Source organism: Bradyrhizobium sp. USDA3010, assembly GCF_056429065.1.
Genome location: NZ_JBWJZD010000003.1, coordinates 196,814 through 217,856, shown reverse-complemented (window position 1 = coordinate 217,856; position 21,043 = coordinate 196,814). Strand labels below are relative to the sequence as shown.

Below are 21,043 nucleotides of genomic sequence, written 5' to 3'. Positions count from 1 at the left end.
CGACGATGAGAATGGCTCTCGATTCAAGCTATCAAACAGCCAAGCTCGCGGCGTTGCCGCACCTCACTGCGGCTTGCACATGCCGCCGCGCAGCTCCCGCTATTTCGACCGCGCGACCGTGGTGCCGTCCCAATCCTCATCGCTGGGATTGGCGAGCTGATGCCTGCATCGCGCGATCATTAGCGTTGCGGCCGCATCGGTGCCGCGGAGTTGCGAGGACCTCTCGAACGCCGCGATCGCTGCGGTGAAATCGCCGGCGCGCCAGGCCGCAAGCCCGGCCTCGTAGGACGCGATCCAGTCGCGCGCGATCGCGCCCTCGTCGGCCATTGCGATCAATTCGTAAATTTCGAGCCCGCCGGCGCGGCCGTAGACGGCGAGCCGGTCGAGCTCGCGGACGACGATGCGGTCACCGGCCAGACGCCGCGTCTCCGGACCGATGATGATGGTCGATCCATAGACCTTGTTGGTGCCCTCGAGACGGCTCGCGATGTTCACGGCATCGCCGATCACGGTGTAGTTGAGCCGCACCTCCGAGCCGATATTGCCGACCAGCATGTCGCCGGAATTGATGCCGATCCGGATCCTGACCGGCTCTCCCTTGTCGTCGGCGAGGCCGGCCTGCGCGACCGCGTGCTGGCAGGCGAGCGCCGCCCGGCAGCAATCGGCGGCATGATCCGGATTGGCCGCCGGCGCGCCCCAGAACGCCATGACGGCGTCGCCGATGAACTTGTCGATGGTGCCGCTCTCCTGCTGGATCGCCGCGGAGACGATGTCGAAGTAGTGCGACAGCAAGGGGATGATGCGATCGCCCAGCCGTTCCGACATGCCGGTGAAACCGGCAAGGTCGACGAACATCACGCTCATCGGCCGCACCGCGCCACCGAGCCGCGCACCATTGCCGTCGCTGACCAGCCGCCGCACCAGATCGGCCGGAATGTACTTGCGGAACGCGGCGAGCCCCTGCGCCATGTCGCCGATCGCACCCGAGAGGTTTTCGATCTCGGCAAGGCGCGACGGATGCCGCTCGACCTTGTCGAGGTCGAAACGCTCGACATGCCTGATCTCGCCGACCACCTTGATCAGGGGCGCCGCGATCAGGCGCTGCGCCAGCCAGGCCGACAACAGCCCGGCGGCCGCGATCAGCACCGCGAGTCCGATCAGCAGGTTGCGGATCGTCATCCGCACCGGGCCGAGGAATTCGGATTCCGGCACCACCGTCACCAGCGACCAGCCCGGGAACGAGATCGGCGTCAGCACCGCCTGATAGGCCTGCCCGTCCCGCGTCACCTGGGAGCGGTACGCCTCGCCATCGCCGGGATCGTAGGCCTTGCCGGCCTGCCTGACCGCGGCGACCGCAACCGGCAGCAGCGGGTGGTCGGTCTTCAGCGCATTCAGCTCGTCGGCGTCAGCATCGGGAGACGCGATCACGCTGGCGTCGCGATCGAGCAGGAAGGCGCCCGCCGACTTGCCGACCGTCAGCTGCGAGAGGAAGTTCGACACCCGGGTCAGCTCGATGATGATGGCGAGCACGCCGGTGCGCTCGCCGTCGACATCGATCGGCACCGCCAGCATCGCGGCCAGCCGCTCGCCGCGGGGCAGCGTCGTCAGCGTCGACCATTGCTGGTCGCGGGCTGCGATCGCATCGCGAAACCAGGGCTGCTCCGTGACCAGGTATTTGCCATCCTCGACAGTGCTGTCCCTGAGCTTGATGTCGATACCGGCATAGTCGTATCGATCGGCCCGCAGCTTGCGGTCGGGCGAGATGGTCAGCATCTCGACGCCGGCGTCGCCGAGCTTGTGGGCGCCAAAAAACGTGCCGTCCGGCCAGCCGAACGCGACCCATGAAATGGTCGGTTGCGACTGCAGCTGCGACAGGAACACGAACTGCCGCTTGCGCGCGTCGCGGGCGTCCAGCACCTTCTCGGTCAACAGCGTCCGCACCGCCGTCATCGACGAACGCGCTTCGGTCGTGATCGACTGCAGCTCGTCGCCGACCGCGGAGACGATCTGGTCGTTGATGGTGTCGGCCAGCGTCTGGCTCACCCGTTGTGCGGTGCGCCACCACAGCAGATGCACGCCGACGGCGCTGACCACGATCGAGGTCAGGACGAGGGCGGAGATGGCACTGCGGATGCCGATGCGCATCGATGAGGTCCGGATCAGCGGTTGCTTTACCGCATTACGGAACATATCCGCGATTGTTTCACCAGCCCGGGACGCAACACAGCCCCGGACACGGGCCTGTGACCATAGTTGAAGGCCTCAGTGACGAAACTTCTGGATTGTTGGCTGCGTACACGCCAAGACAGGCCAGCTATCTTCGAAGGTTCCTTGATGCACGACGTCACGATCCCGGCCGCCTTGATCGCCGGTCTAGTCAGCTTCCTGTCGCCCTGCGTGCTGCCGCTGGTGCCGCCCTATCTGATCTACCTGACTGGCGCGACCATCGAGCAGGTCAACCAGGACGGCGCCACCGCAGCCTCCAAGCGCGCGGTGATGATCTCGGCGGTCATGTTCGTGCTCGGCTTCTCGACCGTGTTCGTGGCGCTCGGCGCCAGCGCGTCGATCGTCGGCGGGCTGGTGCGCGCCTGGTCGGCCGAGCTCTCGATCCTGGCCGGCATCGTCATCATCATCATGGGCCTGCACTTCCTCGGCATCACCCGAATCGGCCTGTTGATGCGCGAGGGGCGGCTGACCGCGCCCAAGCCGGTCGGGCTGTGGGGCGCCTATGTCATGGGGCTGGCGTTCGCTTTCGGCTGGACGCCCTGCATCGGGCCGATCCTGGCCGCGATCCTCTCGATTGCGGCCGCGGAGGCCACGGTGACCAAAGGCGCCGGCCTGCTCGCGGTGTATTCCGCCGGGCTCGGCATCCCCTTCCTGCTCGCCGCCTTCATGGTCAAGCAGTTCTCCTCGGTGTTCGCGCGGATGAAGCGCCATCTCGACACCGTCGAGCGCGTGATGGGCGTGCTGATGGTGGTCACCGGCATCGGCTTCCTGACCGGCGCGGTGTCGGGCGTCAGCGTCTGGCTGCTGGAAACCTTCCCGGCGCTGCAAAATATCGGCTAGGGCCCGTAACAAGCCGCCATGTCAGGCGAAACTCCCACCATGACGCGGCCGTAGCTTTTGGCTCGTGCCGGTTGACGTGCGTTCGCACCGAGCGCCGGCGCCGGCTGCGTGGCGGAATATTGGGAGGGTTTCGCATGAACTTCATCGTCAACCTGCTGATTCTGCTGCCGGCGCGGATCGCCTCGCATTTTTCCTGGGCCGGGCCGCTGATCATGCGGATCATCGTCGGCTACACCTTCATGCTGGCCGGCTGGGGCAAGCTCACCAACCTCGCCCAGGTCACCGAGAACTTCGTCGGCTGGGGCATTCCGTTCCCGACCATCCTCACCCCCTTCGTGTCCGGCGTCGAATGCTTCGGCGGCGCGATGCTGATCCTCGGCCTGTTCACCCGCATCCCCGCCGCGATGCTCGCGGTGGTGATGATCGTCGCGATCAGGTCGGCGAAATGGGGCGACGTCGACTCGCTGGAGACCTTGCTCGGGTTCGAGGAGGCGACCTACTTCGCCGCCTTCATGTGGCTTGCGATCGCAGGTCCCGGCGCCGCGTCGCTGGACCGCCTGATGGTCAACGCGGCCGAGGGCCGGAAGGCGCCGACCTGAGAACAACCCGGGAGGCACGCTCACAATCCCGTGAGCTTGCGAGCCCCGATCCCGGCGGCCCCGTAGCTCAGACGACCCTCGCCCTCGGGAGCGCGCCATGAGACTTGTCCGCAGCATCGCAGTTCTCATGGCGTTGAGCGCGTCGCCCTCGCTTGCGGCGGACGCCCCGGCATGGACCGGCTGGAGCCACGATTTGTTCGCGCGCGCCACGACCGAGCAGCGCTTCGTCATCCTCGATCTCGAGGCGGTGTGGTGCCACTGGTGCCACGTGATGGAGAAAACGACCTACGCCGACCCCAGGGTGCAGGAGCTGCTTGCGGCGAAATATCTCCCGGTCCGCGTCGACCAGGACGCCAATCCGGACCTCTCGAGCCGCTACGGCGACTGGGGCTGGCCTGCGACCATCGTGTTCGCGCCCGACGGCAGCGAGATCGCCAAGATCAGGGGTTACATCGAGCCCGAGCGGATGCAGGCGCTGCTCAAGGCCATCATCGACGATCCCTCGCAGGGCCCGTCGGTCGGCGAGGCGTTCGAGATCAAGCCCGCCATTTCGGCCTTTCTCGGCAAGGCGCAACGCACCAAGCTGACCAGGACGTTCGACGAATCCTACGACGACAAGCTCGGCGGCTGGGGCGAGAACCAGAAATATATCGACGCCGACAGCCTCGACCTTGCGATCAGCCGGGCCGAAGCCGGCGACACGACCGCAACACGGCGCGCAAGGCAGACGCTCGATGCCGCGGTCGCGCTGATCGATCCGGTGTGGGGCGGCGTGTTCCAGTATTCCGAGGCCGGCTCCTGGAGCCATCCGCATTTCGAGAAGATCATCTCGTTCCAGTCGCAATATCTGCGGCAGTACAGCCAGGCCTATGCGCGGTGGAACGAGGCGAAATATCTCGCGGCCGCGCGCAACGTCGAGCGTTACCTGACGGATTTTGATCGCGGCGGCCCCTTTCTCGGCGACACCGTTGCGATGGGACAGGCTTTGCTCGATCTCTACGCCGCGACCGGCAATCGCGACTGGCTGACGTCGGCGGTGCGAGCCGGCGACTTCGCCGCGACGTTCCGCGACGACGCCGGCGGCTTCCTCACCTCGAAGACGCCGGAAGGACAAGCCGGCGTGTTCGCCAGGCCCGCCAAGCTGATCGACGACCAGATCCAGGTCGCGCGCTTGATGAACATGCTCAACCGCTATACCGGCAGCGACGGCACCCGTGAACTGGCGGCGCATGCGATGCGCTACCTCGGTGCAGCTTCGGCCGAGATGCCGCGGCCGATGCCCGGCGTACTGCTCGCCGATGAGGAACTCGCCACCGAGCCGACGCATGTCACGATCGTCGGACACAAGGACGACACGCGCGCGCAACGCCTGCATGCGATCGCCCGCGCCCTGCCCGCCCGCTACAAGCGGCTCGAATGGCTCGACCTGCGTGAGGGCAGATTGCCCAACCCGGACGTCGACTATCCCGATCTCGGCGAGCCCGCGGCCTTTGCCTGCAGCAACCGCATCTGTTCGTTCCCGGCGTTCAGCGCCGCGGAGTTGCAGGCCAACGTGGCGCAGATGGCGAAGCTGAAGCCGGCGCGCGCCGCGCAAAACTGATTAAAATGCAGACTGTGCAACGCAGCAAACCGGTCGGCCCGGCGCAATGAAATACTATTTGGCCCATGGTGTTTGACATGGAGGGGGCGTCAGACCCGGACCAAACAAAATTTTCTTTTGAAACGCTGTAACCAAATCGCCTGATACCCCGTAGCTGATCTTGGACGAGCACTCAAATCGCGGGAAGCACCGCGCCGCGGACGCCCCTGCGATCTGATTGTTCTCCGAATGTCCATCCGTTGTGCGGTCCGCCATCGAACGATCGTCGGATGCTCACGGCGCCATGTTTTTTTCTTTCAAGCAATCACCGAGGAGATCGTCATGAAGATGAGTTCGAAGTCCGGCGCAACGCTCGCCGTCGCTGCGGCCACCCTGTTCCTCGCCGGCTCCGTGGTTTCGACCACCTCGACGTCCGCGAATGCCGCCACGGGCAAGTGCATGGCCGGCAATGCCTGCAAGGGTCAGAGCGCCTGCAAGGGCGGCGCGAACTCGTGCAAGGGCCTGAACGCCTGCAAGGGCACCGGCTTCTCGCTGAGCTCGGAAAAGCAGTGCAGCGCGATGGGCGGCAAGTTCGTCAAGGGCTGATCGCATCGTCCCAGGAAGGCCCGGCGACGGCGCCGGGCCTTCTCACGCCACGGCGCGGATAAATGATCCCGGCATGAGTAACCAAAGCGGGACCATATCCGTAGCTATCTTTGGGTGCAGCCTTCGGCCAACTCACGCGGCTTGCGGGCAGCGCACCTTCAACGATCTTGCACAAGGAGACGCTCATGAAGCTTACAACCAAGTCCGGTGCCACACTCGCCGCCGCCGCCGCCACGCTTTTCCTGGCCGGAGCCGTGGTGTCGACGCAGTCCTACGCTGCGAGCGAAGGCAAATGCGTTGGCGCCAATGCCTGCAAGGGCCAGAGCGCCTGCAAGGGCGGCAATCACGCCTGCAAAGGTCAGAATGCCTGCAAGGGCCAGGGCTTTGCGGAGATGACGAAGGCCGACTGCACCGCGGCGAAGGGCAAGTTCAAGGCCGGGTGAACGGATCGGACCAAGCGGGGCCCGGTGTAGGCCGGGCCTCGTTTCCATGATAGTTTTGAAGTTGGGCGCCGCGATCCTGGCGCCAGAAGCGCGGAGCCGCCATGAACGTTGCGAGCCGATCACCGGACAAGTCGGTGCTCGCAGAGCGCCCGCTGCAATCGGCCAAGCCGCCGTTCCTCGGCTTCGGCCTCGGCCTGCGTGCCCAACACTACGACGAGATCCTGAACGGAAATCCGCCGATCGACTGGTTCGAGGTGATCAGCGAGAACTACATGCTGCCGGGTGGCCAGCCGCTGCGCATCCTCGACCGGATCTGCGCGCGCTATCCCGTGGTGATGCACGGCGTCTCGCTGTCGATCGCCTCCACCGCGCCGCCGAACTTCGACTATCTGCAAGGCCTGAAGGACCTCGCAACGCGCGTGCAGCCGAAATGGGTGTCGGACCATCTGTGCTGGACCGGCGTGCACGGCAAGAACCTGCACGATCTGCTGCCGATCCCCTACACGCAGGAGGCGCTCGATCACGTCGTGAGCCGCGTGCAGCTGGTGCAGGATTTCCTCGGCCGCGCCATCGTGCTCGAGAATGTCTCGACCTATGTGCAGTTCAACAATTCAGAGATGACGGAGTGGGAATTCCTCTCCGAGCTGTCGCGCCGCTCCGGCTGCTGGCTGCTGTTCGACATCAACAATGTCTATGTCAGCGCCTTCAACCACGGCTACGATCCGATGGCCTTTCTCAACGGCATTCCGCCCGATCGCGTGGTGCAATTCCACATGGCGGGCCACAGCCATATGGGCACGCACATCATCGACACGCACGACCATCCGGTGTGCGAGGATGTCTGGGACCTCTATGTCGCGGCCTTGAAGCGGTTCGGACGGGTCTCGACCATGATCGAGCGCGACGACAACATCCCGCCGCTCGACGAATTGCTGCGCGAGGTCGAGCGCACCCGCGAGATCGCCGAGCAGGTGCTGCCTGTGGGCGCGCCGGCGGCATGAGCGACTTCGCGCGCCAGCAGAGCGACTTCCAGCACGCCATCCTCAGCGGCGGCGACGGCATCCTGACCGAAATCCTCGACAGCCCCAGGGAGACGCGCGCGACGCTGTTCGGCGTCTATCGCCATGCCTACGGCTCGCGGCTGGTCGAGGCGATGCGTAACGACCACGAGCTGCTGCACCATTATCTCGGCGACGAGATGTTCGACGAGATGGGCCACGCCTACGTCAAGGCACGGCCGTCCGAGCATCCGAACCTGCGCTGGTTCTCGCAGGGATTGCCGGATTTCCTGAAGGCCGCCGCCCCCTACAGCAACCATCCCGTGCTCGCCGACCTCGCCGCACTGGAGAAGGCATTGAACGACGCCTTCGACGCGAGTGAAGGCGCCGTGCTGGCGCTGGAGGCGATGGCCGGTTTCGCGCCCGAAGTCTGGAACGATCTCGTGTTCGAGCCGCATCCGAGCGCTGCGAGGGTCGACCTGTCGACCAATGCCGCAGCGGTCTGGATGGCACTGAAGAACGACGAGACGCCGCCCGAGGCGGAGACGCTCGCCGAACCCGCCCGCCTGCTGATCTGGCGCCAGGACACCACGCCGATGTTCCGCGAGCTGCCGACGGAGGAAGCGATGATGTGGGATGAAGCCTCTGACGGCGTTCCGTTCGGCGTGCTCTGCGAGATGCTCGCGACCTACGACGATCCCGACAATGCCGCAGCGCGCGGCGCCGGCTATCTGCATGGCTGGATCACGGCGGGACTTCTGATGGCGGCTTCCATCCGCAAATAGAGGGCCCGCGGCATGGGCGCCGACATCGTCAGCCATTTCATCGAACGCCTCACCTGGGACGAGGTCGCGCGGCGAATTGCGGCTGAGCGGCCGGCGATCCTGCCGATCGGCGCCGCCGCCAAGCAACACGGCTTCCATTTGCCGCTCAACACCGACCGCCTGCAGGCCGAATGGTTTGCAGCGCATCTCGCCGAACGCTTCGATGCGCTGATCTGGCCGACCGTCACCTACGGTCACTACCCCGCTTTCGTCGCATATGCCGGCAGCGCCAGCCTGTCGGCAGCGACGTTCGAAGCCATGGTGCATGAGATCGCCGCCGGCATCCTCGACGGCGGCGTCAGCAGATTGTTCGTGCTCAACACGGGGATCAGCACGCTGGCTCCGGTCGAGCGCGCGCTGGCGGGCTTCGAGCCGGCCCGGGTGAGGCATCTGCGGCTCTACCAGGGCCCGCGCTTCCGCCGCACCGCCGAGCAGATCTCCGAGCAACGCCATGGCAGCCATGCCGACGAGCTGGAGACATCCCTGATGCTGGCGCTGGCACCGGACGTGGTCGATCCGGCACGCGCCGAACCGAGCCCCGTCCTGCGGCACGAGGCGCCCGGCCGCCTGACGCCGTCGGACAGCACTTCGCCGAACTACAGCCGCTCCGGCAGTTACGGCGATCCGACGCTCGCGACATCAGCCAAGGGCGAGGCACTGCTCGCGGCGATTCTCGACGATCTCGGCGATCAGGTGACTGCGGCCCTTGGCGAGAACGCCAAGCCACAGCGGCGCGGCACGCCGCGATGAAGAGCATCCCGACATATCGCGTGATCGCTGGCGCGATGCTGGTCGTGGCAATCCTCATCGGCATCGCGTCGTGTCACGTCGAGGCGCAGTCCGAGTTCATGCGCGGCGAGGGCATGCCCTACGACGCCTTCGACCGACTGCCCAAGACCGACCTCGAGGTCGCCGGCGCCACCATCCATGTCGGGTTCGCACCGGGCGAGATGGCGCTGCCGAAGGAGAAAATATTCGACTGGATCAAGGCGTCCGCCCGCGCGGTCTCGATCTATTACGGCCGGTTTCCCGTCAGCTCGTTGCGGCTCTTGATCGTGCCGGTCGACGGTTCGCGTGTGCGCGGCGGCACCACATGGGGCTATCGCGGCGCCGCGATCCGGCTGCCGATCGGCCGCGACGCGGGCGTGGACGATCTCAAGCGCGATTGGGTGATCGTGCACGAGATGGTGCACACCGCCCTGCCCGATCTCGACGACCGCTACGCCTGGCTGTCGGAGGGGCTCGCGGTTTATGTCGAGCCGGTCGCGCGGGTGCAGGCCGGCGACCTCACCGCGCGGGAGATCTGGCTGGCGATGCTGCGCGACATGCCCAAGGGCCTGCCGCAGGCCGGCGATGAGGGTCTCGACAATACCGACACCTGGGGCCGGAAATACTGGGGCGGCGCCATGTTCTGCCTGTTTGCCGATGTCGAAATCCGCAAGCGCACCGGCAACAAATTCGGCCTGCAGGATGCCATGCGCGGCGTGCTCGCCGCCGGCGGCAACCATGAGAAGGACTGGCCGATCGCGCGCGTGCTCTCGACCGCCGACAAGGCCGTCGGCGTCGACGTGCTGACGCGGCTGCACGGCGAATGGGGATCGAAGCCCGTGACGCCCGATCTCGCCGCGCTGTGGCGCGATCTCGGCGTCAGGCTGCAGGGCGAGAGCGTCGAATTCGACGACAGCGCGCCGCTGGCCGATATCCGCAAGGCAATCACCGAGGCGCGCGCGGGATAGCGAACCGCCTTGCGGCTGCACACAGCCCAACTGCGCTGGATTTTGCCGGCGCGATGTCGGACTATTGGCGAATCGCCGCAATCCTCACGGGAGACCGATGGCCGACGTTCATCAGACAGGCGCCAGCTGGCCGATCCTCCGTTCGCTCAGCGCGTTCCGGCCAGGCGACTTGCCGGGCGACTTGATCGCCGGGCTGACGCTCGCCGCGATCGCGATCCCCGAGCAGATGGCCACCGCGCGGCTCGGCGGCTTCTCGCCGCAGATCGGCTTCTTCGCCTTCATGGCCGGCTCGCTCGGCTTTGCGATGTTCGGCGCCAACCGCTTCCTGTCCTGCGGCGCCGACTCCACGATCACGCCGATCTTCGCGGCCGGCCTGGCGCTGATGGCGACCGCCGGTACACCCGACTATCAGTCGCTGGCGATGGCGCTGGCGCTGATGGTCGGCGCGATCATGATCGCCGGCGGCCTGTTCAAGCTCGGCTGGATCGCCAATCTGCTGTCGACGCCGGTAACGGTCGGCTTCCTCGCCGGCATTTCCGTCCACATCCTGGTCTCGCAATTGCCGGGCGTGCTCGGCCTGACCACGCCGGACGGGCCGACGCTCTACAAGCTCGGGGTCCTCGCCGAGAAGATCGGCCAGACCAATTTTTACACGCTGGCGATCGGCCTCGGCGTGCTGGCGCTGGTTGCCGGATCGGAGAAGATCAGCGCGCGGATTCCGGGCGCACTGATCGGCCTTGTCGTGGCCACCATCGCTGTGATCGCCGGCCATCTCGAAAGCAAGGGCGTCAAGGTGGTCGGCACCGTGCCCGGGTCGCTGCCGACGCCATCGCTTCCGGACATCGCGCCGGAGCGATGGATCAAATTGTTGTCGCTGGCGATCCTGATCGCCATCGTCGTCATGGTGCAGACCGCGGCGACGACGCGCTCGTTTCTATCCGATCCGGACAAGCCGGCCGACGTCGACCGCGACTTCCTCGGCGCCGGCGCCGGCAGCCTGCTCGCCGGCCTGTTCGGCGCCTTCCCCGTCAACGCCAGCCCGCCGCGCACCGGCATCGTCTCGGAGACCGGCGGCCGCACGCAGCTCGCCGGCCTGTTCGCCGCCGCCATCGTGCTCGCGCTGCTGGCGTTCGGTGCGACGCTGCTGCGGCACGTGCCTGACGCGGCGCTCGGCGGCGTCCTGCTGTTCGTGGCGCTGCGCATCATTCGCGTCAAGCAGATCGTCGCGATCTTCCGCCAGTCGTTCTATGAATTTCTGCTGGTGGTGGCGACGGCAGCCGCGATTATCGTGCTGCCGATCGAGCAAGGCGTCGCGGTCGGCATCGCGCTGTCGCTGCTGCACGGCATCTGGACCACGACGCGCGGCCAGCTGGTGGAATTCGTCCATGTGCCCGGCACCACGATCTGGTGGCCGACGGGGCCGCACGTCACCGGCGAGCGCAAGCCCGGCATTGCCGTGGTCGGCCTGCAGGCGCCGTTGTCGTTCCTCAACGCGGAAGGATTCCAAAGCGGCGTGCTCAAGGCCATCGGCAGAGCGACACCCAAGCCGCGACTGCTGGTGATCGAGGCCAGCGGCATGGTCGAGATCGACTTCACGGCGGCACAGGCGCTGCGCGACCTGTTTCGCGAATGCCGCGATGACGGCATGACGGTGGCGGTGGCGCGGCTCGAATCCACCCGCGCGCAGGAGGCGTTCGAGCGCTTCGATCTCTACGGCGTGCTGCAGAGGGACCACGTCTTCCACAGCGTCGATGAAGCGGTCCGCACGCTGGGCGGACCGACGTAGATTTGGTCCGTAGCCCGGGTGAGCGCAGCGATACCCGGGAAGCCGCTCCCGCATATCGCTTCGCTCATGCGGGCTACAGAGTCAGAACCAGAGATCGATGGGATCAGGAGCCGCGTAGCCCGGATGGAGCGAAGCGCAATCCGGGATTCTCTCGCACGTTGAAGAACCGTCCCGAATTTCGCTTCGCTCCATCCGGGCTACGGGGACTTCCCTCCAACCCAAACCTGTTCACCCTCCAGCGTCGGATGCTCCTTCAGCACCTCGGCCTTGATCGAGCCCGCGTTGATGGCGCGGAACAGCGCCCGGCCCGTCTTGATGTTGTTGGCCTTCATGCAGAGGTCGACGATCTCGCGCACCGCGGAATCCCGCACCAGCTCGTCGGAGATCTTCATCGCGGTCTCCATCGCGACCTTGGCGGCGCGCTCGTAGCGATCGCGCTCGATCTGCTGCTTGCTCGGTGAGCGCTTGTCGGGCGAAGAGACCGCCTCGGCGCAGCCGGCCGCATCGCGGCAGATCGCACGGATCCGCTGCGCAGCCTCGATGTCGCCGAGCGGCTGCGCCACGGGATCGTCCCAGATATCCTTCCGCTCAGCCTTGCTGAACCACGACATCGCAACGTCCTGTGGCCGGAATATCCGATCGGTTAAGCCGCAGGAACGATCTTGCCGGGATTGAAAATGTTCTGCGGATCGAGCGCCTGCTTCAGCGCCCGCATCGCGTCGAGCGCCTCCGGGCCGAGCTCGGCCTTCAGATATTTCTGCTTGCCCTGGCCGATGCCGTGCTCACCGGTGCAGGTGCCGCCCATCGCCTGCGCCCGTTCGACGAGCCGATGCATGAACTCCTCGCCGCGCGCCATCTCCTCCTTGTTGTCAACGTCGCAGACCAGCGAGCAGTGGAAATTGCCGTCGCCGACATGGCCGACGATCGGCGACAGCAGATTGAGCCGCTTCAGATCGTCCTCGGTCTCGGTGACGCAATCGGCAAGCCGCGAGATCGGCACGCAGACGTCGGTTGCGACAACGCCGATGCTGTCGCCGGGGCGCAGCGCCTTGACGGACCAGTAGGCGTCATGCCGGGCCTGCCACAGTTTGGTGCGGTCCTCCGGCTTGGTGGTCCAGGTGAAGTCACCGCCGCCGCACTCGGCGGCGATGTCGCGGAAATTCTTCGACTGCTCGGCGACCTCGACCTCGCTGCCGTGGAATTCCAGCAGCAGCAGCGGCGTTTCCGGCAGCGACAGCTTCGAATAGTTGTTGCAGGCCTTCACCTGCTCGGCATTGAGCAGCTCGATCCGCGCAACCGGAATCCCGGTCTGGATCGCGAGGATCGTGGCTTGGCAGGCGCCACGCACCGTCTCGAACGAGCAGGCGGCGGCCGCGATCGTGTCGGGGATACCGCGGAGGCGGATGGTCAGTTCGGAGATGATGCCGAGCGTACCCTCGGCGCCGATGAACAGATGCGTCAGGTCGTAACCGGCCGACGACTTCTTGGCCCGCGTGCCGGTCGTGATGATCTCGCCGTCGCCGCGCACCACCTTCAGCGCCAGCACGTTCTCGCGGATGGTGCCGTAGCGCACCGCGTTGGTGCCGGAGGCGCGGGTCGAGGTCATGCCGCCGAGCGAGGCATCGGCGCCGGGATCGATCGGGAAGAACAGGCCCTGGTCGCGCAGATGCTCGTTCAGCGCCTTCCGCGTCACACCGGGCTGGATCACGCAGTCGAGGTCCTCGGCATGCACCTCGAGCACCTTGTTCATGTCGCGCAGGTCGATGCAGACGCCGCCCGCCGGCGCGTTGACCTGGCCCTCGAGCGAGGTTCCGGTACCGAAGGCGATGACAGGCACGCGATTGGCGGCGCAGATCCGCACCACGTCCTGGATGTCGGCGGTTTCCTGCGCCATCACCACCGCGTCGGGCGGCTGGGTCGGCAGCCATGTGGTGGTATGGGCGTGCTGCTCGCGCACGGCTAAAGACGTCACGAGCCGGTTGCCGAACCGGGCCGCCAGCGCGTCGATCGCGCGCTTCAGGGCCTGCGGCTCAGGTCGCGTCAGATTGCTCGAAATCGTTGTCGCCACGTCGAATTTCCTCCCGGCTTTAGCCGACCGTGGCAAAGCTTGTATAAGGGGTCAAGAGAGCCTGACTTGAAAAAGTGGACGCCGGAGTCACAGAAAAGTTCATGCTCGAACGCCAACGAACCGAGGATAGAGAATGACTTCAGCGACTGCCACGAGCGAGATGCCACTACCGGCCGCCCCGTTCAAATCTTCCGTGATGCAGATCGAGCCGCAATGGATCGACTATAACGGCCATCTCAACATGGCCTACTACAATGTGATGTTCGACCGCGCCATCGACGAGATGTGGCTGCAGCTCGGCATCGGGCCGGCCTACATGAAGGAGCGGCACTGCTCGACCTTCACCGCCGAGTGCCACGTCCGATACTTGCGGGAAATTCATCTCGGCGATCCCGTGCAGGTCCAGGTCTTCCTGCTCGGCGCCGACGAGAAGCGGCTGCACACGTTCGAGGAGCTGCGCCACGCCACCGAGGGCTGGCTTTCCGCGACCTCGGAAAATCTCACGCTGCATATCGACATGGAGGCGCGCAAGGTGGCGCCGTTTCCACCTGACATCCGCACCCGCATTCAGAAGATCGTGGATAGCTATGCGGGTGTGCCGCGTCCCGAGGGCATCGGCCGCAACGTGGCGATGCCCTCGAAGAAATAACCAGCCCTTCGCTAGACCCAGCCTTCCGCTATACCCTCGTGCGGCCGCGCGCCAATCCGACCACCGCCGACACCAGGAACAGGATGATGGCGATGAAGAAGATCGCCTTGGCGATTTCGATCGAGGCGCCGGCGATGCCGCCGAAGCCCAGAATGCCCGCGATCAGGGCGATGACCAAGAATGTGACGACCCAGCTCAACATGATCAAACCTCTCGCTTCGTTTCCTTGTTCGATTCCTGACGCGGGCGTTTAGCCGGCGCCGCATCTGTTGAAACAATCCTGCGCGGAAACGCTGGTTCCTGACCGCGAAACCGGGAAATTTTCGCCGATTTCAGGAACCAGGCCGATTGTGCACTGCTGCCAAAACCGTTCCAAGCGGCCCCGATAAAACCTGTCAAAACGGCCGATCAGGCCCTATATGGCCTTCAATCCCTGTTAAGAAGGCTCCCCTTCACCGTCCCACGGTGCCATCGTGGGGCCGAGACGATTCGCCAATGACCGAGCCGAGCAAACTGCCCCATCACGGCGTTCCCGAGCACCAGCCGGTGGCTGGCGGCATCGCCGCGCGTGCGCGGGCGGCGGCGGGCGTTCCGCAATATCTCAACGGCCTCAATCCGGAGCAGCGCGAGGCGGTCGAGACGCTCGACGGTCCCGTGCTGGTGCTGGCCGGCGCCGGCACCGGCAAGACGCGCGTGCTGACCACGCGCATCGCGCATATCCTGAGCCAGGGCCGCGCGCGGCCGCAAGAGATCCTGTCGGTGACCTTCACCAACAAGGCAGCGCGCGAGATGAAGCTGCGGCTCGGCCAGATGCTCGGCCAGGCGGTCGAGGGCATGCCGTGGCTCGGCACCTTCCACTCGATCGGCGGCCGCATCCTGCGCATCCATGCCGAGCTGGTGCAGCTCAAATCCAACTTCACGGTGCTCGACGTCGACGACCAGGTGCGGCTGTTGAAGCAGTTGCTGCAGGCCGAGAACATCGACGACAAGCGCTGGCCGGCGCGGATGCTGGCCGGGCTGATCGACAGCTGGAAGAATCGCGGGCTGTCGCCGTCGCAGGTGCCCGCGGGCGAGGCCGCCTCGTTCGGCAACGGCAAGGGCGGCAAGATCTACGCGACCTATCAGGAGCGGCTGAAGATCCTCAACGCGGCCGATTTCGGCGACCTCCTGCTCGAGAACATCAGGCTGTTCCGCGAGAATCCGGACGTGCTGCGGCAGTATCAGAACCGCTTCAAGTTCATCCTGGTCGACGAATACCAAGACACCAACGTCGCGCAGTATCTGTGGCTGCGGCTGTTGTCGCAGGCGCCGTCGCGGCCGGGGCGATCACTCGCTGATGTCATTCCGGGAGAGATCACCTCTCCCGTCATTCCGGGGCGCATCGAAGAGTCGAACCCGGAATCCAGAGGTCATGAGGACGCATCTCGAGATTCCGAGTCTGCGCTTTCAGCGCATCCCGGAATGACGGAGAATGCGGCGCCACTGAAAAACATCTGCTGCGTCGGCGACGACGACCAGTCGATCTATGGCTGGCGCGGCGCCGAGGTCGACAACATCCTGCGCTTCGACCACGATTTCCCCGGCGCCAAGGTGATCCGCCTCGAGCGCAACTACCGCTCCACCGGCCACATCCTGGCCGCGGCCTCGCATCTGATCGCACACAATGAGGGCCGGCTCGGCAAAACGCTGCGCACCGAGGATGTCGACGGCGAGAAGGTCACCGTCACCGGCTCCTGGGATTCGGAAGAGGAGGCGCGCGCGATCGGCGAGGAGCTCGAGGAGCTGCAGCGCTCAGGCGAAAACCTCAACGACGTCGCAATTTTGGTCCGTGCCTCATTCCAGATGCGCGAGTTCGAAGACCGCTTCGTCACGCTCGGCCTGCCCTACCGCGTGATCGGCGGCCCCAGATTCTATGAGCGCGCCGAAATCCGCGATGCGCTGGCGTACTTGCGCACCATCAATTCGCCGGCCGACGATCTCGCCTTCGAGCGCATCGTCAACGTGCCGAAACGGGGGCTCGGCGATGCCACCGTGCAGCTGCTGCACGACCATGCCCGCAAGCGCCGCATTCCGCTGTTCGAGGCGGCGCGCGCCGTGGTCGAGACCGACGAGCTGAAGCCGAAGGCGCGCGGGTCGCTGCGCGATCTCGTGATGCAGTTCGACCGCTGGCGCGCCCAGCGCGAGGTCACCTCGCATACCGAGCTCGCCGAGATCGTGCTCGACGAGAGCGGCTATACCGAGATGTGGCAGAAGGACCGCTCGGCGGACGCCGCGGGCCGGCTGGACAACCTCAAGGAGCTGGTGCGTTCGATGGAGGAATTCGAGAACCTGCAAGGGTTTCTCGAACATATTTCGCTGGTGATGGACCGCGACGGCGAGGCCGGCGACGAGGCCGTGTCGCTGATGACGCTGCATTCGGCCAAGGGCCTCGAATTCGATAACGTGTTCCTGCCGGGCTGGGAGGAAGGCCTATTCCCGAGCCAGCGCACGCTGGACGAACAGGGCCGCGCCGGGCTCGAGGAGGAGCGCCGCCTCGCCCATGTCGGGCTGACCCGCGCCCGCCGCCGCGCCAAAATCTATTTCGCGACCAACCGCCGCATCCATGGCACCTGGTCGACCACGATCCCGTCGCGCTTCCTCGACGAGCTGCCGGCGCACAATGTCGAGATCACCGAATCCAAGGGCGGATCGGGCTGGGGCGGCAGCGGCGGCTACGGCGCCTCGCGCTTCGACAACCTCGAATCATTCGGCTCGAGCTATTCGACCCCAGGCTGGCAGCGCGCCCAGGCCAACCGCAATCGCGGCGGCGGGGGACGCAGCGGCGGCGGCTTCGAGGAGCGGCAGTCGTCCTTTTCCTCCGACAGCTTCAGCCGCACCAAGCGCGGCCCCATGGTGATCGAGGGCGAGCTGGTGGCGAAGTCCACGGGCACGACGTCGGAATTTTCGCTTGACGACCGGGTGTTTCACCAGAAATTCGGCTACGGCCATGTGGTGAAAGTCGACGGCAACAAGCTGACCATCGCCTTCGAAAAGGCCGGCGAGAAGAAGGTGGTCGACAGCTTTGTGGAACGGGCGTGAGATAGCGGCCTTCCTTGGCGACCTTCCTTGGCGGCCTTCTCTGTTCGTAGCCCTTGACCATCACTGATTTCACGGGTTGAGATGGCCCCATGGTCCGGGGTGGGTTTTTCCTTTTTGTCATCGCGCTCACTGCGCCGTCGCTGGCGGTCGCGGAGACGATCAGCTTTGGCGATTCCGCAGCGCAGCTCGCCAAGGCCTGCGGCGCCGACATCACCGCCAATTGCCGCGGCGTCAATCTCGACTCCAACCGCCTCAAGGAGTGCCTGTCGCGCAACCGCGACGTGATCTCGCCGCAGTGCAAGGAGAGCTACTTCTCCACCCTCGATGCGATCCAGAAGCGGATCGCGGCGCGCGTGACCGTTGCCAACGTATGCACCCGCGAGATCGTCAAGGTCTGCGGCGGCTCGACCAAGGAGACCAGCAAATCGGTGCCCTGCCTCGTCGGTGCCAAAGGCCTCAGCCGCAATTGCGCCCAGGCGATCAATGACGCGGGGTATCAATGATGCGCCTGAAGACGCGAGGCTTGCGCGAACTTGACCTTTTGGCCGTGCTCGGAACGCTGGTCTTGCTGGCGATGCCGTTTGCCCCTGCACAGGCGCAGACCGCCATCACGCGCGACGACGTCATCGCCAAGCTCAATCACTACGAGACGGACGCAACGATCGACGTCGCCGCATTGCGCCAGCAGGTGCTCGAACGATCGCGGTCGCGATCGAAGAACGAGCCGCCGCCGCAAAAGCGCCCGCCGATCGCCCCCGACCTGACCAACCTGCCGACATTCAATGCCGATATCCAGTTCGACGTCGACACGCCGATCGTGCTGCCCGACTCGTACCAGTCCGTCGGGCGCATCGCCGATGCGCTGACGCACGCCTCGCTGCTGCCGTACACGTTCCTGATCGTCGGTCACATCGAATCGACCGGACGGCGCGAGAACAACGTGCTGCTGAGCCAGCGGCGCGCCGACGCGATCCGCGACATCCTGGTCAACACCTTCAAGATCACGGCGAAGCGCCTGCAGTCGGTCGGGCTCGGCGAAGAGCAATTGCTCGACCCCGCCCGCCCCAACGCGCCGGTCAACAACCAGGTGCAGATCATGCTGGTCGCCAAGGTCGCCGATATCGCGCCGCCCGCGCACCCCGCCCCGGCGGCAGCCGCCAAGAAGCCGGCGAAACCGGCGAAGCGGCATTAAGGAATCATGAGCCTGCTCACTTAACGCGGCTCGACCCGGGCCAGACTGTCCGGCCCTTGGTTCTCGGAACTCGTCCCATGTTGACCAACAGCCGCGACATTATCCGACGCCTGGAGCGTGAGGGATGGAGCCTTATACGGGTTGCCGGCTCCCATCACGTATTCAAGAACCCCGCCTCCGGGGAAACGCTGGTCGTTCCGCACCCAAAGAAGGACTTGGGAAAAGGCTTGGTGCGTGCCATCTATAAGGGAGCGGGCTGGAAACCCGATTGAGGCGCACTTGACCCACTACATCGCCATCATTGAGGATGCCGGACCGGATTACGCCGTGGGCGTCTGGTTTCCGGATCTGCCCGGCTGCACGTCGGCTGGGGATGATATCGACGAGGCGCTGCGCAATGCTCCCGAGGCGCTGGAGCTTTACGCCGAAGGCTTGAGGCACGACGGACATCAATTGCCTCGTCCCAGGACATTGACCGAACTGAAGGCCGACCCGGAGGTCGCCGACGACCTGAAGTCCTACATGGTCGCATTGGTCGAACTGCCCGTCAGAGCGCACGCCGCGGAATAAATTTCTGCCCCGGCGGGTGATTGCAGAATGGAATGTGCGTCCCTATCTGGGCTGAACCCGCATCACGCCCAGCCCGGGCCCCAATCCGCGCGCGCCCTCCCCTCACGCATCCGATCCTCCATGTCGCCGATCATCTCCGTATCCAATCTGTCAAAGACCTATGGCTCCGGCTTCAAGGCGCTGAAGGGCATCAATCTCGATATCGTCAAAGGCGAGATCTTCGCGCTGCTCGGGCCGAACGGCGCCGGCAAGACCACGCTGATCAGCATCATCTGCGGCATCGCCAATCCGAGCGAGGGCCGCATTTCGATCGGCGGACACGACATCATCGCCGATTATCGCGCGGCGCGGTCGATGATCGGGCTGGTTCCGCAGGAACTGCACACCGACGCCTTCGAGTCGGTCTGGGCGACGGTCAGCTTCAGTCGCGGCCTGTTCGGCAAGCCGAAGAATCCCGACCATATCGAGAAGGTGCTCAAAGACCTGTCGCTGTGGGACAAGAAGGACAGCAAGATCATCGAGCTGTCCGGCGGCATGAAGCGCCGTGTGATGATCGCCAAGGCGCTGTCGCATGAGCCGCAGATCCTGTTCCTCGACGAGCCCACCGCCGGCGTCGACGTCGAATTGCGCAAGGGGATGTGGGAAGTGGTCCGCACGCTGCAGGCGGCCGGCGTCACCATCATCCTGACCACGCATTACATCGAAGAAGCCGAGGAGATGGCCGACCGCATCGGCGTCATCAACAAGGGCGAGATCATCCTGATCGAGGACAAGGCGACCTTGATGCAGAAGCTCGGCAAAAAGCAGCTGACGCTGCAGCTGCAGAGCAAGCTCGACGCCGTTCCGCAGGCGCTCGCCAGCTACAATCTCGAACTCTCCGACGACGGCCACGCGGTGACCTACGACTACGACACCAAGGGCGATCGCACCGGCATCACCAGCCTGCTCAACGATCTGCGCAATGCCGGCGTTCGGATCTCCGATCTCGATACCAAGCAATCCTCGCTGGAGGACATCTTCGTCAGCCTCGTGAGGGCGCCATGAACTACCGCGCGATCCGGGCGATCTACCTGTTCGAAATGGCGCGCACCTGGCGCACGCTGCTGCAGAGCATCGTCTCGCCCGTGGTCTCGACCTCGCTGTATTTCGTGGTGTTCGGCGCCGCGATCGGCTCGCGCATCACCGAGGTCGAGGGCGTCAGCTACGGCACCTTCATCGTGCCGGGGCTCGTGATGCTGTCGGTGCTGACCCAGAGCATCTCGAACGCCTCGTTCGGCATCTACTTCCCGAAATTCGTCGGCACGATCTACGAGATCCTGTCGGCGCCGATTTCCTATTTCGAGATCGTCATCGGTTATGTCGGCGCCGCCGCCACCAAGTCGATCGTCCTCGGCCTGATCATCCTGGCCACCGCCGGACTTTTCGTACCTCTGCATATCCAGCATCCGGTGTGGATGCTGACCTTCCTGGTGCTGACCGCCGTCACCTTCAGCCTGTTCGGCTTCATCATCGGCATCTGGGCCGACGGCTTCGAGAAGCTGCAGATGATCCCGATGCTGGTGGTGACGCCGCTGACCTTCCTCGGCGGCAGCTTCTATTCCGTGAACATGCTGCCGTCGGGCTGGCGCACCATCACGCTGCTCAATCCCGTGGTCTATCTGATCTCCGGCTTCCGCTGGAGCTTCTACGAGATCGCCGATGTCAGCGTCGGGCTCAGCCTCGGCATGACCGCGGGCTTCCTGATCGCCTGCATGGTGATCGTGGCCTGGATCTTCCGGACCGGCTACCGGCTGAAGAACTGACTCGCGAAGGCAACCGTTCCGGGGCGCTCGCGCGCCTCCGGAATGAC

General features: G+C 65.3%; 22 protein-coding genes. 18 read left to right on the top strand and 4 right to left on the bottom strand.

Translation table 11 applies throughout. The features are described 5' to 3' along the window. Positions 1 to 99: 99 nt before the first annotated feature. Positions 100 to 2,145 (bottom strand): adenylate/guanylate cyclase domain-containing protein, encoded by a 2,046-nt coding sequence (locus AC066Y_RS06550; protein ID WP_478273153.1) that lies wholly within the window; start codon positions 2,143 to 2,145, stop codon positions 100 to 102. A gap of 189 nt (positions 2,146 to 2,334) precedes the next feature. Here AC066Y_RS06550 and AC066Y_RS06545 point away from each other — a divergent pair, with 189 nt between their 5' ends. The 10 genes from AC066Y_RS06545 to AC066Y_RS06500 all read left to right on the top strand — a co-directional run bounded on the left by AC066Y_RS06545 (position 2,335) and on the right by AC066Y_RS06500 (position 11,637). Further along, the gene (locus AC066Y_RS06545) at positions 2,335 to 3,066 is read left to right on the top strand and encodes a cytochrome c biogenesis CcdA family protein (RefSeq protein ID WP_478273152.1); all 732 of its coding nucleotides are present in this window, start codon (positions 2,335 to 2,337) and stop codon (positions 3,064 to 3,066) included. 134 nt (positions 3,067 to 3,200) lie between these two features. Continuing rightward, complete coding sequence (locus AC066Y_RS06540) at positions 3,201 to 3,665, top strand: DoxX family protein (protein WP_478273151.1); 465 nt, start codon at positions 3,201 to 3,203, stop codon at positions 3,663 to 3,665. A 97-nt stretch (positions 3,666 to 3,762) separates the two neighbouring features. Next, positions 3,763 to 5,265, top strand: coding sequence for a DUF255 domain-containing protein (locus tag AC066Y_RS06535; RefSeq protein ID WP_478273150.1), 1,503 nt, complete (start codon positions 3,763 to 3,765; stop codon positions 5,263 to 5,265). Between the two features lie 321 nt (positions 5,266 to 5,586). Next, a complete protein-coding gene (gene bufA2 / locus AC066Y_RS06530) occupies positions 5,587 to 5,850 on the top strand; it encodes a BufA2 family periplasmic bufferin-type metallophore (protein WP_478273149.1) in 264 nt (87 codons plus the stop codon). Between the two features lie 185 nt (positions 5,851 to 6,035). Further along, positions 6,036 to 6,293 (top strand): BufA2 family periplasmic bufferin-type metallophore, encoded by a 258-nt coding sequence (gene bufA2, locus AC066Y_RS06525; protein ID WP_021077200.1) that lies wholly within the window; start codon positions 6,036 to 6,038, stop codon positions 6,291 to 6,293. Between the two features lie 101 nt (positions 6,294 to 6,394). Next, on the top strand, positions 6,395 to 7,294 hold the full coding sequence (bufB, locus tag AC066Y_RS06520; RefSeq protein WP_478273148.1) for an MNIO family bufferin maturase: 900 nt from the start codon (positions 6,395 to 6,397) through the stop codon (positions 7,292 to 7,294). Further along, the gene (locus AC066Y_RS06515; protein WP_478273147.1) at positions 7,291 to 8,076 is read left to right on the top strand and encodes an HvfC/BufC family peptide modification chaperone; all 786 of its coding nucleotides are present in this window, start codon (positions 7,291 to 7,293) and stop codon (positions 8,074 to 8,076) included. Before bufB ends, AC066Y_RS06515 begins: the two co-directional genes overlap by 4 nt. Positions 8,077 to 8,088: 12 nt before the next feature. Next, the gene (locus AC066Y_RS06510) at positions 8,089 to 8,865 is read left to right on the top strand and encodes a creatininase family protein (RefSeq protein ID WP_478273146.1); all 777 of its coding nucleotides are present in this window, start codon (positions 8,089 to 8,091) and stop codon (positions 8,863 to 8,865) included. Then, positions 8,862 to 9,851 (top strand): hypothetical protein, encoded by a 990-nt coding sequence (locus AC066Y_RS06505; protein ID WP_478273145.1) that lies wholly within the window; start codon positions 8,862 to 8,864, stop codon positions 9,849 to 9,851. Before AC066Y_RS06510 ends, AC066Y_RS06505 begins: the two co-directional genes overlap by 4 nt. A gap of 97 nt (positions 9,852 to 9,948) precedes the next feature. Further along, positions 9,949 to 11,637 (top strand): SulP family inorganic anion transporter, encoded by a 1,689-nt coding sequence (locus AC066Y_RS06500; RefSeq protein ID WP_478273144.1) that lies wholly within the window; start codon positions 9,949 to 9,951, stop codon positions 11,635 to 11,637. A 197-nt stretch (positions 11,638 to 11,834) separates the two neighbouring features. Here the strand turns inward: AC066Y_RS06500 and AC066Y_RS06495 are convergent, their stop codons facing one another. Both AC066Y_RS06495 and AC066Y_RS06490 read right to left on the bottom strand, forming a co-directional pair. Beyond that, the gene (locus tag AC066Y_RS06495; RefSeq protein ID WP_478273143.1) at positions 11,835 to 12,248 is read right to left on the bottom strand and encodes a hypothetical protein; all 414 of its coding nucleotides are present in this window, start codon (positions 12,246 to 12,248) and stop codon (positions 11,835 to 11,837) included. Between the two features lie 32 nt (positions 12,249 to 12,280). Beyond that, positions 12,281 to 13,705 (bottom strand): FAD-binding oxidoreductase, encoded by a 1,425-nt coding sequence (locus AC066Y_RS06490; protein ID WP_478273142.1) that lies wholly within the window; start codon positions 13,703 to 13,705, stop codon positions 12,281 to 12,283. Between the two features lie 160 nt (positions 13,706 to 13,865). Here AC066Y_RS06490 and AC066Y_RS06485 point away from each other — a divergent pair, with 160 nt between their 5' ends. Next, a complete protein-coding gene (locus AC066Y_RS06485) occupies positions 13,866 to 14,354 on the top strand; it encodes a thioesterase family protein (protein ID WP_478273380.1) in 489 nt (162 codons plus the stop codon). A gap of 28 nt (positions 14,355 to 14,382) precedes the next feature. Here the strand turns inward: AC066Y_RS06485 and AC066Y_RS06480 are convergent, their stop codons facing one another. Continuing rightward, a complete protein-coding gene (locus AC066Y_RS06480; RefSeq protein ID WP_021077209.1) occupies positions 14,383 to 14,556 on the bottom strand; it encodes a DUF1328 domain-containing protein in 174 nt (57 codons plus the stop codon). Positions 14,557 to 14,849: 293 nt separating this feature from the next. Here AC066Y_RS06480 and AC066Y_RS06475 point away from each other — a divergent pair, with 293 nt between their 5' ends. From AC066Y_RS06475 to AC066Y_RS06445, 7 genes are all read left to right on the top strand, one after another. Then, the gene (locus AC066Y_RS06475; protein WP_478273141.1) at positions 14,850 to 17,432 is read left to right on the top strand and encodes an ATP-dependent helicase; all 2,583 of its coding nucleotides are present in this window, start codon (positions 14,850 to 14,852) and stop codon (positions 17,430 to 17,432) included. 89 nt (positions 17,433 to 17,521) lie between these two features. Then, on the top strand, positions 17,522 to 17,935 hold the full coding sequence (locus AC066Y_RS06470; protein WP_229166772.1) for a hypothetical protein: 414 nt from the start codon (positions 17,522 to 17,524) through the stop codon (positions 17,933 to 17,935). Beyond that, on the top strand, positions 17,932 to 18,624 hold the full coding sequence (locus tag AC066Y_RS06465) for an OmpA family protein (protein ID WP_478273140.1): 693 nt from the start codon (positions 17,932 to 17,934) through the stop codon (positions 18,622 to 18,624). Before AC066Y_RS06470 ends, AC066Y_RS06465 begins: the two co-directional genes overlap by 4 nt. A 77-nt stretch (positions 18,625 to 18,701) precedes the next feature. Further along, positions 18,702 to 18,896 carry a type II toxin-antitoxin system HicA family toxin gene (locus AC066Y_RS06460; protein ID WP_478273139.1) on the top strand — a complete coding sequence of 65 codons (195 nt, stop codon included), beginning with the start codon at positions 18,702 to 18,704 and terminating at the stop codon, positions 18,894 to 18,896. A gap of 7 nt (positions 18,897 to 18,903) precedes the next feature. Then, a complete protein-coding gene (locus AC066Y_RS06455) occupies positions 18,904 to 19,194 on the top strand; it encodes a type II toxin-antitoxin system HicB family antitoxin (protein ID WP_478273138.1) in 291 nt (96 codons plus the stop codon). A gap of 120 nt (positions 19,195 to 19,314) precedes the next feature. Next, entirely contained in the window at positions 19,315 to 20,238 is a 924-nt protein-coding gene (locus AC066Y_RS06450; protein WP_478273137.1) for an ABC transporter ATP-binding protein, read from the top strand. Next, entirely contained in the window at positions 20,235 to 20,996 is a 762-nt protein-coding gene (locus AC066Y_RS06445; protein ID WP_092115897.1) for an ABC transporter permease, read from the top strand. The genes AC066Y_RS06450 and AC066Y_RS06445 overlap by 4 nt, the downstream gene beginning before the upstream one ends. Positions 20,997 to 21,043 lie beyond the last annotated feature (47 nt).

What these genes read in the sequence shown, in the direction of transcription:
- AC066Y_RS06550 (WP_478273153.1), bottom strand. Translation starts at nt 2,145, where the DNA reads ATGCGCATCGGCATCCGCAGTGCCATCTCCGCCCTCGTCCTGACCTCG.
- AC066Y_RS06545 (WP_478273152.1), top strand. Translation starts at nt 2,335, where the DNA reads ATGCACGACGTCACGATCCCGGCCGCCTTGATCGCCGGTCTAGTCAGC.
- AC066Y_RS06540 (WP_478273151.1), top strand. Translation starts at nt 3,201, where the DNA reads ATGAACTTCATCGTCAACCTGCTGATTCTGCTGCCGGCGCGGATCGCC.
- AC066Y_RS06535 (WP_478273150.1), top strand. Translation starts at nt 3,763, where the DNA reads ATGAGACTTGTCCGCAGCATCGCAGTTCTCATGGCGTTGAGCGCGTCG.
- bufA2 (WP_478273149.1), top strand. Translation starts at nt 5,587, where the DNA reads ATGAAGATGAGTTCGAAGTCCGGCGCAACGCTCGCCGTCGCTGCGGCC.
- bufA2 (WP_021077200.1), top strand. Translation starts at nt 6,036, where the DNA reads ATGAAGCTTACAACCAAGTCCGGTGCCACACTCGCCGCCGCCGCCGCC.
- bufB (WP_478273148.1), top strand. Translation starts at nt 6,395, where the DNA reads ATGAACGTTGCGAGCCGATCACCGGACAAGTCGGTGCTCGCAGAGCGC.
- AC066Y_RS06515 (WP_478273147.1), top strand. Translation starts at nt 7,291, where the DNA reads ATGAGCGACTTCGCGCGCCAGCAGAGCGACTTCCAGCACGCCATCCTC.
- AC066Y_RS06510 (WP_478273146.1), top strand. Translation starts at nt 8,089, where the DNA reads ATGGGCGCCGACATCGTCAGCCATTTCATCGAACGCCTCACCTGGGAC.
- AC066Y_RS06505 (WP_478273145.1), top strand. Translation starts at nt 8,862, where the DNA reads ATGAAGAGCATCCCGACATATCGCGTGATCGCTGGCGCGATGCTGGTC.
- AC066Y_RS06500 (WP_478273144.1), top strand. Translation starts at nt 9,949, where the DNA reads ATGGCCGACGTTCATCAGACAGGCGCCAGCTGGCCGATCCTCCGTTCG.
- AC066Y_RS06495 (WP_478273143.1), bottom strand. Translation starts at nt 12,248, where the DNA reads ATGTCGTGGTTCAGCAAGGCTGAGCGGAAGGATATCTGGGACGATCCC.
- AC066Y_RS06485 (WP_478273380.1), top strand. Translation starts at nt 13,866, where the DNA reads ATGCCACTACCGGCCGCCCCGTTCAAATCTTCCGTGATGCAGATCGAG.
- AC066Y_RS06480 (WP_021077209.1), bottom strand. Translation starts at nt 14,556, where the DNA reads ATGTTGAGCTGGGTCGTCACATTCTTGGTCATCGCCCTGATCGCGGGC.
- AC066Y_RS06475 (WP_478273141.1), top strand. Translation starts at nt 14,850, where the DNA reads ATGACCGAGCCGAGCAAACTGCCCCATCACGGCGTTCCCGAGCACCAG.
- AC066Y_RS06470 (WP_229166772.1), top strand. Translation starts at nt 17,522, where the DNA reads ATGGTCCGGGGTGGGTTTTTCCTTTTTGTCATCGCGCTCACTGCGCCG.
- AC066Y_RS06465 (WP_478273140.1), top strand. Translation starts at nt 17,932, where the DNA reads ATGATGCGCCTGAAGACGCGAGGCTTGCGCGAACTTGACCTTTTGGCC.
- AC066Y_RS06460 (WP_478273139.1), top strand. Translation starts at nt 18,702, where the DNA reads ATGTTGACCAACAGCCGCGACATTATCCGACGCCTGGAGCGTGAGGGA.
- AC066Y_RS06450 (WP_478273137.1), top strand. Translation starts at nt 19,315, where the DNA reads ATGTCGCCGATCATCTCCGTATCCAATCTGTCAAAGACCTATGGCTCC.
- AC066Y_RS06445 (WP_092115897.1), top strand. Translation starts at nt 20,235, where the DNA reads ATGAACTACCGCGCGATCCGGGCGATCTACCTGTTCGAAATGGCGCGC.